Genomic DNA, 16,456 nt, shown 5'->3' with positions numbered 1-16,456 from the left:
TAAATAAAAATGGTTCCTATCCTGATATTGATCGTTGTTGCGTTGGTGGTGTTCGTTTTCCTCAATAAAAAGAAAGTGGTAAATGAAACGCCTGCTGCCACATTGAATTATAAAGCGCTTTTAGAATTGCACATTCCATATTATCAGCACCTTGATGCTGATCGAAAACTGTTGTTTGAAAGAAAGGTTGCCAGACTTTTAGCGGATATTACTATCGAGGGTGTTGGTACAACGGTAAGCGATGCTGATAAAGTAATGATAGCTGCCAGTGCCGTGATCCCGATATTTGGCTTTAACGATTGGAAATACCGTAACCTCACCAATGTGATCCTTTACCCGGATACTTTCGACAGCGAGTTTCAGTTTGAAGGAGAAAACAGGAGCATTTTAGGAATGGTAGGTTCAGGTTATATGAACGGGCAGATGATCCTGTCGAGAGCTGCTTTAACCAAAGGTTTCAGTAAATCGGCAGGGAAAGAGAACACGGCTATTCATGAGTTTGTACACCTGCTTGATAAATCTGATGGGGCTACAGATGGTGTACCCGAAAATCTGCTGGCGCAAGAATATGTGATGCCATGGCTTAAAATGATCCACCAGGAAATTCACAAAATTGAAGCCGGTCGTTCCGATATTAATCCATATGCAATAACCAATGAAGCCGAGTTTTTAGCCGTTGTTTCCGAGTACTTTTTCCAAAAGCCACATGAGTTGAAACATAAACACCCCGAACTGTATGATATGCTAAGTACCATCTTCTTGCAGGATCTGGCTGATAATGATGTTGCCTGATCAAAAGCCCAGGCCAAGCTGCCCTAACGGCTCATGCTGAACAACCGTATTGCTGATATAATAAACCGGCGTTTCCTCGTGCCTCGAAGCTACGATGATATTGATACCATCGGCACAATTGGTAAACAAATCTTTCACCAGTTTAGGGTCGTTGTTATTTTTAGATAGGTGTGAAAGCAGCAAGTGGGTCATGTGCGGTGGGCGGTGTGTTGTAAATAACCCCAGGGCCTGCTTGTTTGATAAATGTCCTTTTCCCCCGCGGATGCGTTGTTTTAAATAATAAGGGTAACCGCCTTTATCCAGCATGTCATCATCGTAATTGGCTTCCAAAAAAGCGGCGTGGCACTGGCTAAAGTAGCGGATGAGTTGGTCGCACACTATTCCCAGATCGGTAAACACGCCAACCTTAACATTGCGACAGCTTACAATAAAGCTATGCGGCTCAGACGCATCATGCATTTTGGGGAAGGATGTTACTTCGAGGTCACCAATAACAATTGTTTGAAATGCGGTAAGGTGATGGACTTTAAAATGATCAACACCGCTAAGGTGCATCAACGTGCCGGGGGTGATGTAAACCGGCAGCTGATATTTTTTGGCTAACACCGGTATACCACGAATATGATCAGAATGTTCATGCGATACAAAAATGGCTTTTACCTTTTGCATGGACAAGCCCAGCCGGGTCATGCGTTTTTCAGTCTCGCGACATGAAATACCCACATCAACCAATATAGCCTCCTGATCGTTCCCTACGTAATAGCAATTGCCATTACTTCCCGAATTTAATGATGTAATGAATAAAGACATTGCAATGCAAAGTAAACTATTTTGGTGTTATTATTTTAATCCTAATGATTTTAGCATTCAGAAAATCAGCATTTTTTTTTGACGCTATAAAAACCTGCTTATATTTAGCCATGGATTCACCGCAAACTTTACCCGTACTTGATGCAGAAGAACTACGTGTGCTTGGTACTTTAATGGAAAAGGCCAAAACCACGCCCGATTATTATCCTATGACCCTTAACGGATTGGTGGCCGCCTGTAACCAGAAAACATCGCGCAAACCTGTTGTTAATTATGATGATGATACGGTTGTCAATGCCCTAAATTCCTTGAAAAGGCGCGGTTTGATCTCTACCGCTACCGGTGGTTCTATTCGTAATATTAAATACAAGCATAATTTCGCCATAGTTTTCCCGGTAATACCTTCGGAAGTAGCTTTGATTTGCCTTTTGATCCTTCGTGGGCCTCAAACGCCAGGTGAATTGAATACCAACAGCGGTCGCATGTACGAATTTGATTCGATAGAAGATGTACAGGAGATCCTGGATAAACTGGCCGCAGGTGAAATGCCTTACATTTTACAACTACCTAAGCGCCCCGGCCAAAAAGAAGTTAGATATGCCCATCTATTAAGCGGAACACCCGAAATTAACGATGATGATTTTGCAGATGAGCCAAGTAGTCGCCCATCTTCATCAGTAATGGAGGCCCGTTTAACAAAAGCCGAACAGGAAATTGCCGAATTGAAAGAAACCGTGGGCAGGTTGATGAGGGAATTGGGAGTGGAGTGAAAATTATGGTCTATGGAACTTGTTTCAACACCTCATTTGCTAAGCCGCCTGCTAATCTAGGCGTCTACCTGTCCTGTGTGGTGCTGAAATAAATTCAGCATGACGTGCTGCTTTTTTCACGACGGAATCTCCGTTAAAAACACATTCATCACCTCCCGCAAAGCCCTTTCAGTTTCCTGATCGGTAATATTTCCATCTGCGTCTATTTTGCTCCTGATAAAAGGAATAAGCAAAGTTGCTCCTTCAGTTACTTTTGCCGAAAGCGCCCCAAGTGTCAGGAGCAATGCCTCATGCGCATGACTGCCAACTGATGACGCGGTAACTAAAGCTACAGGTTTATCAACCAACGAACCGCTCGAAACCATCCAATCCAACATATTTTTAAGCTGACCGGGAACTCCAAATGCATACTCAGGTGTACAAATGATAATGCCTGATGCATTTTTAATTAATTCTCGCAATTCTGCAATTGCTTCTGGTGGATGTTCATGATCCAATCCCGGATCAAATGGCGGGATATCTGCCAGTTTGCCGTACACAAAAAAGCTTATATCAGTTGGAACCAATCCGCTTAAAAATTGAAGAATTTTATGATTAGATGATCCCGACCTTAAACTGCCGGAAATGGCGAGGATATTACCTTTATAATTCATGAAGCAGACGTTATTAAACCAAACTTACGAAGTTTTGGAAACTTCGTAAGTTTTCGGAATGTCATATAAAGGATGCTAATCAAAAGCTCCCCCTTCAGGGGGCTGGGGGGTTATACGAATGACAAAATAAACGCCGAACCTTTACCTTCGGTTGATTGTACCTGGATATTGCCCTTGTGCAACAGCATGATCTGTTTACACAGGCTTAGGCCAATACCGCTGCCTGTTTTACGGGTACTGAAGAAAGGGATAAAGATTTTGTCGAGCAGTTCGGGTGGCATGCCTAATCCGTTATCGATAACTTTTACAAAGGTTTTTCCACCCTGAATCTCAGCTGTAAGCGTTATGCGCGGTGTTTCGCGGTCTTTTACAGCTTCAATAGCGTTGACCAGCAAATTGATCATCACCTGTTCGATGAGGTTAATATCGGCTTCAATGGCAAGTGTCGGATCGCGCAGGATGATCTCCAGTTCTATCTTCTTTTTCTCCAGTGTAGGCGTCATCAAGCTGTTGAGGTTTTCAAAGATATTACGCACCATGATCTTGTTCAGATCAAGTTTGGTGATCTTATTGAGGCTGCGGTAGCTTTCGGTAAACTTAAGCAGGCCTTCGCTGCGGCGCTTGATGGTATCGATACCGAGCTCAATATCTTCCAAATCGCTATGAGGCAGGCTTTCGGCAATATCAGGGCTTTGCAGGCGGTTCTTGAGCGTATCCGCCAGTGAGGAAATAGGAGCTACGGAGTTCATGATCTCATGCGTCATTACATTAAGCAATTTCGACCACGCTTTCGACTCCGTTTCATCCAAAGCTTCGTTTACGTTTTGAAAAGCGATGAGTTTGTATAGTTTATCATCGCTGCGCATCAGGCTGGCGTTCACCAGTATTTTAACCTGTTGCTGGTTACGGGTAACAGTGATAATCTTACTATCGCCCGGCTTAAGTTTTATCAGTTCGGCATATAATGATGGCTCTCGTTTTTCGAGCGAGTGTACAGTCTTAAGATAAGGTACACCTATAATGGTTTTAAAAGCTTCATTGATCCAGCCGGTTTCGCCGGTTTCTTCTTCGTAAGATAAAATGCCGGTATCAACCAGCTCAAGGATCTTTTGCAGGTAATGATATTGTGTTTCACGTTCGCGGCTTATCAGTTTGAATGTGGTATTGATATCGTTAAAGCCTTTACGCAGGGGCTTAAGCTCATTGGGTGCCTTGCGTACATCAAAATGGCGGGAAAAATCACGGTAATGGATCGACTCTACAAATTGATTTACTTCGTCCTGTGCTTTTTTCTGAAAACGGATCATATCCACCACCGAGTAGGCAACCAGCGGCAACAGGATCACGAGATACAACAGCTGATTAAGGCTTACTATGACAAAAGCCGTGACGGTAAGTACAATCAGCAATAAAAATACACGCAGCAAAAGCCGCCACTCGTAACGGTTAAATATCATATTTACTTAGTCTTCGGTATAAGGCGGTGCGGGTGAGGCCAAGTTCTTTGGCTGCGCGGGTAATGTTGCCATTGTGTTTTTCAATAACCCTTAATATAGCGTTCTTTTCAAGGGCGCTTAACGGAATATTGTCGGCATCAACCACGCTCTCTGTTGATGTTTCCAGTATTGAAAAGATCAGGTCGTCGGGCCTTAAGGTATTGTCGTCGGCCATAATCACTGCACGCTCAATAGTATATTGTAATTCACGAACATTGCCCGGAAAATTGTATGATTTAAGCTTGTTCATAGCTGCCGTATCAAAGTCCATTGATGGCTTAAGATATTTACTCGCATACAATTTCGCAAAATGGCGAGCCAATATTACAATATCCTCATTACGGCGGCGCAGCGGTGGCATATTGATCTCGACAGTATTGATACGATAGATCAAATCCTTACGGAACTTGTTTTCGTTTGCCAGTTCGCTCAAAGGCACATTGGTAGCGCAAATGAGCCTGATATCCACATCAACAGGTTTGTTGGTGCCCAAACGGGTTACCTGGCGGTTTTGCAAAATGGTAAGCAGTTTGGCTTGTTGCTGCAAACTGATGTTGCCAATTTCATCTAAAAATAAAGTACCGCCCTGGGCTTCTTCAAAACGCCCCATACGATCTTCCCGGGCATCGGTAAAGGCGCCTTTCTTGTGGCCGAAGAGCTCACTTTCAAACAGGGTATCTGTTAACGCGCCAACATCTACTTTAATAAAAGGTTTATCAGCGCGGAGCGAACGTTCGTGGATAGCCTTTGCCATAAGATCTTTACCGGTACCGTTCTCTCCAAGGATCAGGATATTGGCATCGGTAGGGGCTATCTTGTTCACCTTATAAAAAATATCCTGCATCACGTCCGATTCACCAAGGATAGAAGTGTCTCCCGCGGTGCTTTTTACAGGGGTTTTGGTGGTTTTTGTTCCACCTTCTTTTTTATCCAAAAGATCTTTTATTGTATTTATGAGTTTTTCGTTGTGCCATGGCTTTACCACAAAGTCATTTGCTCCTTCTTTAAGCGAACGGACAGCCAGGTCAATATCACCATAAGCCGTTATCATAATAACACAAACGTCAGGCTTCCACTCTTTTACCTTGCGCAGCCAGTAAAGCCCCTCATTGCCTGTGTTAATTGCGCTGTTGAAGTTCATGTCAAGCAAAATCAGATCAACCTCGTTACGTTGCAGCAGCCAGTTCAGGTTTTCGGGGTTCTTTTCGGTGATGATTTCACGGGCTTCGGGTTTTAGCAAAAGTTTAACCGCGGTAAGTACGTCCGGATCGTCATCAACAATTAAAACGGTGGCTTTTTTTAGTATCATTTATTTTTAGTTAATAGTTCATAGATAATTGTTCATGGCCTTCAAAACGATGACACATGATCATTTAAGTTCAAAATAAAAATAGCATCTTATTTATTGACGATGTCAATTTAATAAAAGTTATAAATTTAAATTAAATTGTATCTCTTTACCGAAGCTGCCTAAATAAACTTTTAGCATTGTTGCCATCAACTATGAACTATACGCTAAAACCATTCAACTATGAACAATAAATTAAAGACTCGCTAATGATACCACAAGTTACAATTTTTGTGCTAAATACCCGCATTTTATGCAGTATATGATATAAACAGTTCACAATGAAGTGCTAACCTGTATATGCATATAACAGGCCATTAATACGTAAAAAAACATTGTATCAATACCGTACACCTGATGTAACAGAAGCGTACGCTCAAATATGGTGTTTTGTGTTTAAGTTATTGAAAAACAGTATCTTAATTTGTGGCATATCTTTTTGTTATAACATTCAAAATATTATAGAAATACAGTGGACAGAAAAATTGAGAAAAAGACCTGGAACAGCAAAAAGATACTTACCATTGCAGGTATTACAGGCATTATTTTACTAATAGGCGGCAGTATTTATCTTACATCGGGTAAAAGCAAGCTTGATGTTGATACTGAACGCTTAACTATAAGTACTATTACTAAAGGTCCTTTCCAGGAGTTTATACCGGTTAACGGCGTGGTTATGCCGCTAACTACCATATTTCTTGATGCATCTGAAGGCGGTGTTGTTGAAGAAAAATACGTTGAAGACGGAGCTAACCTTAAAAAAGGCGATCGGATTTTGAGAATGTCTAATACCGATCTTGAGCTTACTTTAGCTAATCAGGAAACCGCGGTTTATGCCGAGCAAACCCAAATGCAGATCTCCCATAACAATGCACAGCAAAACACCATCAGCAAGCTAAATACTATGGCCGATGTAGAGAATGCATATAAAGAGGCTGAAAGGATTTACAAGTTGGACAAACATTTATATGATCAGAAAGCCATCGGCCTGCAGGAATATCAATCAGCTAAAAATACTTATGATTATCAGGTAAATCGTTACAAATTGGCTAAACAGATTCTTAGGCAGGATACAGCGTTGGTTAAGCAACAGGCTTCACAATCACAGGAACAATACGCCCACATGAAAACTACGCTTGAACTGATGCGAAAAAAAGTGGCCGGTTTAGTATTGGTGGCGCCTACCGATGGTCAGTTAACCTCAATGGATGCCGAAGTAGGTCAGAGCAAAAATAAGGGCGAGCATTTGGGGCAGATAGACGTACAATCGGGCTTTAAGGTTAGGGTTGATATCGATGAGCATTACCTGTCACGTATTTACACCGGCCTGAAAGGCGATTTTCAGTTTGCCGATCAAACATATAATCTGGTCATAAAAAAGGTATATACCCAGGTTAAAACAACAGGTAGTTTCCAGGTGGATATGCAATTTGTTGGTAAAGTACCTACAGGGATCCGTAAAGGCCAAACCCTGCAGGTGAGGTTGGCGCTGAGTGATCAGATGCAGGCGGTATTGGTGCCTAAAGGTGGTTTCTTCCAGCAAACAGGCGGCAATTGGATCTTTAAGGTAAGTGAAGATGGTTCAAAAGCATACAGGGTAAACATCCAGCTTGGACGCCAGAGCCCTGATTACTTCGTGGTAACAGAAGGCTTAAATCCGGGCGATAAGGTTATTACTTCAAGTTATGAAACCTATGGTGATATTCAGGAGCTTGTGCTAAAAAAATAATGTGAGCCGGTTGCAACGCCTGGCACTGTTTAAGCGTCATATATAATATATAACAGAGCTAATTAATAAATTAAAATAAACAAAAAATAAAATCATATCGCCATAAAGGCGGGATGAATAACGGAGGCACCAATGATAAAAATTTCTAATCTTGAGAAATTCTACCGTACCGAAGAGGTAGAAACCATCGCATTAAACAAGCTATCTATGGAAGTGGCTACAGGTGAGTTTGTAGCCATTATGGGCCCATCGGGCTGCGGTAAATCAACCCTGCTTAATATTTTAGGAATGCTTGATGACCCGGATGCCGGCAGCTATGTTTTTAATGAAATTGAAGTAGCGCATTTTAATGAGCGTAAACGCGCCGATCTGCGTAAACACAACATCGGTTTCGTGTTCCAGAGCTTTAACCTCATTGATGAACTTACTGTGTTTGAAAACGTTGAATTGCCGTTGATTTACACAGGAGTGGCTGCTTCAGAGCGTGTTAAAAGGGTGGAAGAGGTGTTAGACAAAATGCAGATCATGCACCGTCGCAACCACTATCCGCAGCAGTTATCAGGTGGTCAGCAACAGCGCGTGGCTATTGCCCGTGCAGTTGTTAATAAACCCAAACTGATCCTTGCGGATGAGCCTACCGGTAACCTGGACAGCAGCAATGGTAACGATGTGATGGAACTGCTTACCGACCTGAACGAACAGGGAACTACCATTATCATGGTTACCCACTCTGAACATGACGCCCGTTACAGTCACCGCATTATACGCCTGCTTGACGGACAAACGGTTATGGAAAATATCATGGTGTAGTTTGTTGAGTTCATAGCTGATGGTTTTATAGCTCTCTTGGTAAGAAAGAACTTCCGGTTTAAAACTGACGATTTTGACTTAGACCAACGCCCCCCGAAATCAGTTTATAGATAAGTTAATAATTGCCTCTGCTGCCCTTCTCTGCATTTGTAGAGAAGGGCATGTTAGAGAATTTTTTTATTCAGAGCTATTCCTATGTTTAAAAACTACCCGAAAACCACATAGCAAAATTTAGTTAACGCCAAGCTTTAGCGCCTTAAGTATCACCGGCCTTACCGTTATTATAGCTTTGTTATATCAGTTTTCAGGCCATTAAAGCAGCTTTGACTAACCCTGTTAAGAGTTTACGATCTGAATAATTATCATTAAGTCATCAGTTGCTCTCCATTAAGTTATTTTGAATCACTAATTGCGCAGGCGACTGGTAATGACTTAATGGTCAATGACTAATGAAATAAAAACATATGTTTAAGAACTATTTAAAAATCGCATGGCGGAGTTTGATTAAAAACAAACTTTATTCGGCCATTAACATTGGAGGTTTGGGTGTAGGCATGGCAGTGAGCTTTATGTTGCTGTTATATGTTTATAATGAATTTACTTATGACGGATTTCATGAAAATAAGGATAGGCTGTATAAGGTAATGCGTAACCAGCCTTCAAATGGCGAAATAAACACGGGGGATGCCACGCCCGTGCAGATTGCTGCCGCGCTGCAAAAAGACTATCCGGAGGTTGAGTATGCAGCCCGTGCAAACTGGTCATATGATCAACTGTTTAATTACAACAACAAACCGTTAAAAGTTAATACAATTGCCGCCGACGAGTCATTTCTGAACATGTTTACACTTGATTTTGTGAAGGGTAACAAAAAAGATGCTTTTAGGGATATGTCGTCAGTTATCATGTCCGAATCGGCAGTAAAGGCCGTTTTTGGCGATGTCGATCCTATAGGTAAAACTGTTAAGTTAAATGGTTCGCGGCTGGTAAAAGTGAGTGCTGTTTACAAAGATCTGCCCCGGAATTCTACGTTCAGGTTTAATGCACTAATTCCATGGAAACTTTATGAAGCTGATAATGGTTGGGTGAAAACATCGGGTTGGGGTAACTATTCGTTTAAAACTTATGTTATGCTTAAGCCTGGTGTTAATGTAGATAAGCTTAATCTGGAAATCAAAAAGTTAATTGGTCGCTATGACGATCATAATAAAGAAAATCAGTTGTTCTTGTTTCCATTTGCCAAATGGCACTTGCACAGCGAGTTCAAAAATGGAGTGAATACAGGTGGCGCAATCGAATACGTGCGTTTATTCCTTTTTCTGGCAATAGGTATTTTGCTTATTGCGTGTATCAACTTTATGAACCTTTCTACTGCGCGGTCTGAGCGCCGCTCCCGTGAAGTTGGGATCCGTAAAGTTGTGGGTGCACGGAGAATAGCCATTGTTCAGCAGTTTTTAGGCGAATCAATCCTAACCGCTATAATTTCGCTTGTTGTTGCACTGGTAATAATAGCATCAACGCTTGGTTATTTTAACGAAATCATACATAAGCAACTAACAATTCCTTATAGAAATGCGTGGGCATGGGGTGCCGCTATATTAGTAACGCTGATAACAGGTTTATTGGCAGGTAGTTACCCGGCTTTGTTTTTATCGTCGTTTAAACCGGTAAAAGTTTTAAAGGGCACTAACAAAACTGGTAGAAAAACGCTGCACTCAAGACAGGTATTGGTTATTGTGCAATTTGTATTTGCTACATGTCTTATACTTTCAAGTATCCTGATTTATAAACAGATCAACTACATTAAAGACCGCCCGGTAGGTTATTCACAAAATGGACTTATCGAAATCTCATTAGATGGAAATTTATATAAAGAGTACGAAAACTTCAGAACGGATATAATTAATGCAGGAGCCGCTGTTGATGCTGCAGAGACATCGGGCAGTATAGCCAGTAACGGCAGCAGCAGTTGGGGTATTAACTGGCCCGGACAGCTACCTGGCGAGGATAAAATACCTATTGACCAGATTGTTACTTCTTTTCATTTTATTTCAACTTATAAGCTTGAATTGATAAAAGGGCGCGATTATATACCAGGTCGCATGGCCGATTCACTGTCGCTCATTATGAACGAATCGGCCGTTAAACTGATGCGGTTAAAAGATCCGCTTGGGCAGATAGTGAAATGGCAGGGCCGTAATTGTACCGTGGTTGGTATTGTTAAAGATTTTGTTTGGGGATCGCCATATGAGCCTGTCAAGCCTGCCATTATTGGTTTTGATAAAGGTTGGGCAGGTCAGCTTGGTATTCGTTTAAATCCGAATGCTCCTGTATCAAAAAGCCTTGCTACAATTGGCGACATTTACAAAAAATATAACCCCGAATATCCTTTTGAATACAAGTTTGTTGACGAAAACTTCAGCGGCAAATTTGAGAATGAAAAGCTGCTTGGTACGTTGTCGAGTTCGTTTACTGTGTTGGCCATTATTATATCCTGTCTCGGCTTGTTTGGCTTAGCTTCGTTCTCGGCCGAGCAGCGTAAAAAAGAGATCAGTATCCGTAAAGTATTAGGCGCAAGCATCAGTAGTTTGTGGTTCAACCTGTCGAAAGAGTTTTTAATACTCGTGGTTATTTCATTTATTATTGGTTCGGCTCTGAGCTGGTACAACATGAGCAAATGGTTACAGCATTATACGTACCGTACAGATATAAACGCCTGGGTATTTATTGTCACTATAGGGATTAGTATGGTAGTTTGCCTGCTTACGGTAAGCTGGCAGGCTATCAAAGCGGCGTTGAGCAATCCGGTTAAGAGCCTAAAAAATGAATAAATCTGCATTGGGTCACTGAGTCATTAAGCCATTGAATGCTGAATAATGACTTAATATATAAAGTCTAAAGTAAAGAATAACTTTGATTCTCTACTTTAGACTTCTGACTTAAACAAACGTTCACATTCGCACTGTAAGTGTTCCATTACCGAACGGTTTTATATTGATTGTATTTTGTTAATTGATTGATATTTAATTAATTGTGTAATTGGTATGGGTTTTAATATTTTAGTGGTATAAACCATTTGCCATGTTACGTAATTACATCAAAATAGCCTGGAGAAACCTTATCAAACACAAGGTTTTTTCGTTTATCAATATTTTTGGCTTAGCTACGGGTATTGCTGCTTTTTGGCTTATTAGCCTTTATGTGGTTGATGAATGGAGTTACGACCGCTATAACCTTAAAGCTGATCGTATTTTTCGTGTTGTACAGCACGGCACATGGAACGGCGGCAAATTTAATCTTGCAGTTACTTCGCCTCCATATGCCCCCGCGTTAAAAAATGATTATGCCGAGATAGAAGACGCTATCCGCATTGATGCTGAAGGTGGCGGTAAAATCACTTATGGCGAAAAGCAGATTAACGAGGGTGCGATGTTGTTTACAGATAAAGGCTTCTTTAATCTTTTTACCCATCACTTTTTATCCGGCGATCCCAATACTGCTTTAACCAAGCCACAAAGCATTGTACTTACTAAAACCCTATCCGAAAAAATATTCGGTAACGCTGCGGATGCACTCGATAAAACTGTGCTCATCGAAAATAACCCAAGCACAGTTACCGGTGTAATTGATGATATAACTGCAAATTCGCATTTTACTTTCAGCGCCCTTCGCTCATTGCCTGATGGATATACTGATGGTTGGGCTAATTCGCATATCTACACTTATGTGTTGCTGAAAAACCATGATGATTTTAAAAAAATTCAGGCTGGCTCTGATACATTCTTTAATAAGTATTTAAAAGGAGCGCTTGGAGCTATGCAGTTCCGTATGGAACTGCAGCCGCTTACATCAATTCACCTTAACTCTAATCTTGATTACGAGTTGGGCAGCAACGGCAACATAACCTATGTATATGTATTTGGCATTGTAGCACTACTGATACTGGCTATCGCAGTTATTAATTATGTAAATCTTACAACAGCACGTTCATCCATAAGGATTAGGGAGATAGGTGTGCGTAAGGTAATTGGCTCCAGCAAAAAACAGCTGATCATAATGTTTTTTGCCGAATCAGTTTTATTCACCGTTATCGCTGCCCTGATAGCATCAGTGATGGTGCAATTTTTATTGCCTTATTTTAACCTTCTCTCCGGTAAAAGCCTTGTACTTATGCAGTTTGGATTTAGCAAAACGCTTATCTTATTCAGTCTGTTTGCGTTTGTCACCGGTATTTTAAGCGGTTTATATCCCGCATTGTTCTTATCGGGCTTCCGCACTATTGCTGCTATGAAAGGACAAATGGGCAGTCAGGCTGCTACCATTATGTTCAGGAAATCATTGGTAATATTTCAGTTTGTTATTACCATTGTTATGATAGCCGGTTCATGCATCATTTACAGGCAACTACGTTATGTGATGAATAAGGACCTCGGCTTTAATAAAGCCCAAACGCTTACCTTTCATATTAGCGATAAATCGGCACGGACAAAGATTGCCGCTATTAAAAGTCAGCTTTTGCAAAATCCGGCTGTTGAGGCCGTGGGTATTGCAGGCAATCCTATAGGTAACAATGATATCGGTTCGAGCAATTTCAATATCGGCGCTGACGGAAAGGCCAATTCTGAATCAAAAATGGTGGAGAACCTTATAATTGATGAGGATTTTATACCAACCTTACAGGTGAAGCTGGCCAAGGGCCGAAATTTTTCAGCAGAGATGAGTACCGACCGGCTTGAATCCATTATTGTAAACCAAACGTTGGTTAACGAAATGGGCTGGAAGGATGCCATCGGCCGCTCTGTGAGGGTTGGAGTAGATGATAAGGGTAATGTGATCAGCCGGAAAATAATTGGTGTAGTTAAAGATTTTAACACTTATTCGTTACAGCACAAGGTTGCACCAATGATGTCGTACCTGCCTTTTACAGCCAATGATGAGGATAATATGTATATCCGAATTGGCAGGAATAATATTTCAGCCACGCTCGACTATATCAGCAAAGTTTACAGCCGTTTTGATATCGAAAACAAAGTTGAGTTTCATTTCCTCAATCAGAATTTTGCTAAACAATACCAATCCGAACAAAAACAGGGCAACATCCTGCTCATTTTTACCATACTGGCTATCAGTATAGCTTGCCTTGGCTTATTTGGCCTGGTAACTTTTACTGCCGAGCAAAGGATAAAGGAAATTGGCATCAGGAAAGTTTTGGGCGCAAGTGTAACCTCTATAGTTACCCTGTTGTCAAAAGATTTAATGAAGCTGGTGCTGATAGCCACGCTAATAGCATCGCCGCTGGCCTGGTATGGCATGAGCAAATGGCTACAAAGTTTCGCATACCGCGTTGATATTAACTGGTGGATCTTCGCTATAGCAGGTGTTCTTGCAGTAATTATTGCCTTTGTAACGGTGAGCATACAATCGGTAAGGGCGGCAAATGTTAACCCTGCTAAAAGTTTAAAAAACGAATAAACCTCACACAACCCTCTCCAAAGGAGAGGGCTTAAAGTGTGGACTATGATATAAAATAATTAATTAAAATTCCTCCCCTTGGGGAGGTTAGGAGGGCTTTATGTTTAAAAATTACTTAAAAACAGCTTCCCGTACCCTGCGTAAAAACGTGGGGTTTACGGTGATAAATATATTGGGGCTGGCCCTTGGCCTGGCTACCTGCCTTATGATCGTGCTATATGTAGCTGATGAACTGAGCTATGATCGTTTTAACGACAAAGCCAATCGCACGTACCGCGTTAATGAAGACCTTAAATTTGGTAATAATAATGTACTTTATGCCGTTGCAATGCCGCCGTTGGCTCAGGCTTTAAAAACGGATCTCCCTGAGGTGGAAGAAGCAACCCGGCTTAAAGCAGCGGGAGGGTTTCATGTTAAAAAAGGTAATGAAAGCATCCTTGAGTACGGTACCGTTTTTGCCGACCCATCGGTGTTTAATGTGTTTACGTTGCCCATGATTAATGGTAACCCGGCTACGGCTTTGAAAGAGCCAAATACAGTAGTAATAACTGAAGCTACAGCTAAAAAGTACTTTAACAGTACCAATGTTGTAGGAAGAACACTTGCCATCGATAACAATCAGCTATTAAAGGTTACAGGGGTGATCAGGGATTTACCGAAGCAATCGCACTTTCATTTTGATTTTTTCATGTCGATGATAAGCTGGCCTGATAGCAAATCTTCTGAATGGTTGAGAAGTGATTATAATACTTACGTGGTGTTGAAACCGGGCACAGATTACAAGTTATTTGAGAAGAAATTAACTGCCCTCCTAAAAAAATACAGCGAAGGGCAAATGCAAACGGCCTTACACGTCAACATTGCCGATTTTGAAAAAAGCGGCAGTTATTTCAGGCTTAACCTAACTCCGTTAACCGATATCCATTTACACTCAAACCGTACCGGCGAGTTAAGCAGCAACAGTTCGGTGCAGTATGTTTATATATTTTCGGCCATTGCCATATTTATATTACTTATAGCAGGCATCAACTTTATGAACCTGTCAACAGCACGTTCGGCCAACAGGGCAAGAGAGGTAGGAGTACGTAAAGTTTTAGGTTCCCCGCGTAAATATTTAATAGCCCAGTTTTTAACAGAATCGGTATTGGTGACCCTGGCATCAGCGGTTATCGCTTTTTTTGCCGTTTTACTTTTATTGCCGCTATTTAATCAAGTGTCCGGAAAAGAATTGGTTGTAGGTTCGCAAACCTTAACCTGGTTGTTGCCGGCCTTACTATTAATTGTACTGGTGGTAGGTTTTGCTGCCGGATCATATCCTGCTTTTTTCCTTTCTGCATTTCAGCCAATTAATGTGCTTAGCGGTAAACTGGCCGGTGGTTTCAAAGGCAGCTGGCTCAGGAGTGTACTGGTTGTCTTCCAGTTTTCTATTTCAATATTCCTCATCATTGGCACCATTGTTATTTATAATCAGCTCAATTATATTCAAACCAAAAACCTGGGTTATAACCGTAACCAGGTGCTTATTATTAATAATGCGTTTGAGTTGGGCAGCCATGCCAAAACCTTTAAAAATGAGGTGAAGCAATTACAAGGCGTGGTTAACGCTACATTGACGGGTTATTTACCAACCGGTAAAAACAGGGGAACGTCCATTTTTTACAAAGAAGCGGCGGCCGATCAAAAAACTGCTTTGTTTCCACAAAGCTGGCGGGTAGACGCAGATTACATCAATACCCTGGGTATGAAGATCTCAGCCGGGCGCGATTTTTCCGCAGGCATGCCAACGGATTCCACCGGATTAGTGATAAACGAAACAGCGGCCAAGTTTTTAGGCTTTACTAATCCCGTTAATAAAATCCTGTACCGCAATATGGATGGCAATCGTGATCATGTAAAAGCTTATCACATCATTGGCGTGGTTAAGGATTTTAATTTCAATTCGCTGAGAGAAAATATCAGTCCGATGATTTTTTTAATGGACGAAGACAGTGGAAATCTGAGTATCAGGGTAAATACAACTAATTTACCGGCTCTCGTCGATCAGATAAAAAGCAAATGGCAGGGCATGACCCAAAGCCAGTTTAGCTACTCTTTTATGGATCAGGACTTTGACGCTAACTATCGGGCCGAGCAGCGTACCGGCACCATATCTATCATATTTACCGTATTAGCCATCTCCATTGCCTGCCTTGGCCTATTTGGCTTAGCTGCGTATGCCGCCGAGCAACGTACCAAAGAAATCGGGATCCGTAAAGTACTCGGTGCAAGTGTATCCGCCATAGTGAATACCTTATCCAAAGATTTTATAAAGCTGGTATTGATCTCCATAGCCATTACAACCCCTTTAGCCTGGTATTTAATGAACAAATGGCTGCAGGATTTCGCTTACCGCATCAGTATACAATGGTGGGTGCTGGTGCTGGCAGGTGCAGGCGCCATGTTAATAGCTATTGTAACAGTAAGTTTCCAATCTATAAAAGCAGCATTGGCAAACCCGGTTAACAGCCTTAAAAATGAGTAGGCAGTTTGTAGTGGCAGTTAGCAGTTATGTAACAGGAGGATACCAATGAACTAAC

General features: G+C 41.5%; 11 protein-coding genes. 7 read left to right on the top strand and 4 right to left on the bottom strand.

Annotated features, from left to right (window positions below):
- Positions 1–9: 9 nt before the first annotated feature.
- On the top strand, positions 10–792 hold the full coding sequence (locus tag ACEN82_RS13025; protein WP_413317326.1) for a M90 family metallopeptidase: 783 nt from the start codon (positions 10–12) through the stop codon (positions 790–792).
- Here ACEN82_RS13025 and ACEN82_RS13020 read toward each other — a convergent pair whose 3' ends face one another.
- Entirely contained in the window at positions 793–1,602 is an 810-nt protein-coding gene (locus ACEN82_RS13020; protein WP_413317324.1) for an MBL fold metallo-hydrolase, read from the bottom strand.
- Positions 1,603–1,712: 110 nt separating this feature from the next.
- Between ACEN82_RS13020 and ACEN82_RS13015 the strand changes: the two genes are divergently transcribed.
- A complete protein-coding gene (locus tag ACEN82_RS13015; protein ID WP_413317322.1) occupies positions 1,713–2,372 on the top strand; it encodes a YceH family protein in 660 nt (219 codons plus the stop codon).
- A gap of 116 nt (positions 2,373–2,488) precedes the next feature.
- Here ACEN82_RS13015 and ACEN82_RS13010 read toward each other — a convergent pair whose 3' ends face one another.
- The 3 genes from ACEN82_RS13010 to ACEN82_RS13000 form a co-directional block, all read right to left on the bottom strand.
- Complete coding sequence (locus tag ACEN82_RS13010) at positions 2,489–3,025, bottom strand: NADPH-dependent FMN reductase (protein WP_413317320.1); 537 nt, start codon at positions 3,023–3,025, stop codon at positions 2,489–2,491.
- 110 nt (positions 3,026–3,135) lie between these two features.
- On the bottom strand, positions 3,136–4,482 hold the full coding sequence (locus tag ACEN82_RS13005) for a sensor histidine kinase (protein WP_090525332.1): 1,347 nt from the start codon (positions 4,480–4,482) through the stop codon (positions 3,136–3,138).
- A complete protein-coding gene (locus ACEN82_RS13000; RefSeq protein ID WP_413317318.1) occupies positions 4,472–5,830 on the bottom strand; it encodes a sigma-54-dependent transcriptional regulator in 1,359 nt (452 codons plus the stop codon). Before ACEN82_RS13000 ends, ACEN82_RS13005 begins: the two co-directional genes overlap by 11 nt.
- A gap of 511 nt (positions 5,831–6,341) precedes the next feature.
- Between ACEN82_RS13000 and ACEN82_RS12995 the strand changes: the two genes are divergently transcribed.
- From ACEN82_RS12995 to ACEN82_RS12975, 5 genes are all read left to right on the top strand, one after another.
- Complete coding sequence (locus ACEN82_RS12995; RefSeq protein WP_091163814.1) at positions 6,342–7,598, top strand: efflux RND transporter periplasmic adaptor subunit; 1,257 nt, start codon at positions 6,342–6,344, stop codon at positions 7,596–7,598.
- Between the two features lie 132 nt (positions 7,599–7,730).
- Complete coding sequence (locus tag ACEN82_RS12990) at positions 7,731–8,408, top strand: ABC transporter ATP-binding protein (protein ID WP_090525339.1); 678 nt, start codon at positions 7,731–7,733, stop codon at positions 8,406–8,408.
- Positions 8,409–8,872: 464 nt separating this feature from the next.
- Positions 8,873–11,239: an ABC transporter permease gene (locus ACEN82_RS12985; RefSeq protein ID WP_413317315.1), complete on the top strand. Its 2,367-nt coding sequence runs from the start codon at positions 8,873–8,875 to the stop codon at positions 11,237–11,239.
- 250 nt (positions 11,240–11,489) lie between these two features.
- Complete coding sequence (locus tag ACEN82_RS12980) at positions 11,490–13,880, top strand: ABC transporter permease (RefSeq protein WP_413317313.1); 2,391 nt, start codon at positions 11,490–11,492, stop codon at positions 13,878–13,880.
- Between the two features lie 100 nt (positions 13,881–13,980).
- Positions 13,981–16,401 (top strand): ABC transporter permease, encoded by a 2,421-nt coding sequence (locus ACEN82_RS12975; RefSeq protein ID WP_413317311.1) that lies wholly within the window; start codon positions 13,981–13,983, stop codon positions 16,399–16,401.
- Positions 16,402–16,456 lie beyond the last annotated feature (55 nt).

The sequence above is a fragment of the Mucilaginibacter sp. Mucisp73 genome (assembly GCF_059491465.1).
The sequence above is the reverse complement of the archived record's forward strand: the minus strand, read 5'-3'. Positions and strand labels throughout refer to the sequence as shown.

Excerpts from the sequence above, each read along its gene's own strand:
- ACEN82_RS13025 (WP_413317326.1), top strand. The coding sequence starts at position 10 with ATGGTTCCTATCCTGATATTGATCGTTGTTGCGTTGGTGGTGTTCGTT.
- ACEN82_RS13020 (WP_413317324.1), bottom strand. The coding sequence starts at position 1,602 with ATGTCTTTATTCATTACATCATTAAATTCGGGAAGTAATGGCAATTGC.
- ACEN82_RS13015 (WP_413317322.1), top strand. The coding sequence starts at position 1,713 with ATGGATTCACCGCAAACTTTACCCGTACTTGATGCAGAAGAACTACGT.
- ACEN82_RS13010 (WP_413317320.1), bottom strand. The coding sequence starts at position 3,025 with ATGAATTATAAAGGTAATATCCTCGCCATTTCCGGCAGTTTAAGGTCG.
- ACEN82_RS13005 (WP_090525332.1), bottom strand. The coding sequence starts at position 4,482 with ATGATATTTAACCGTTACGAGTGGCGGCTTTTGCTGCGTGTATTTTTA.
- ACEN82_RS13000 (WP_413317318.1), bottom strand. The coding sequence starts at position 5,830 with ATGATACTAAAAAAAGCCACCGTTTTAATTGTTGATGACGATCCGGAC.
- ACEN82_RS12990 (WP_090525339.1), top strand. The coding sequence starts at position 7,731 with ATGATAAAAATTTCTAATCTTGAGAAATTCTACCGTACCGAAGAGGTA.
- ACEN82_RS12985 (WP_413317315.1), top strand. The coding sequence starts at position 8,873 with ATGTTTAAGAACTATTTAAAAATCGCATGGCGGAGTTTGATTAAAAAC.
- ACEN82_RS12980 (WP_413317313.1), top strand. The coding sequence starts at position 11,490 with ATGTTACGTAATTACATCAAAATAGCCTGGAGAAACCTTATCAAACAC.
- ACEN82_RS12975 (WP_413317311.1), top strand. The coding sequence starts at position 13,981 with ATGTTTAAAAATTACTTAAAAACAGCTTCCCGTACCCTGCGTAAAAAC.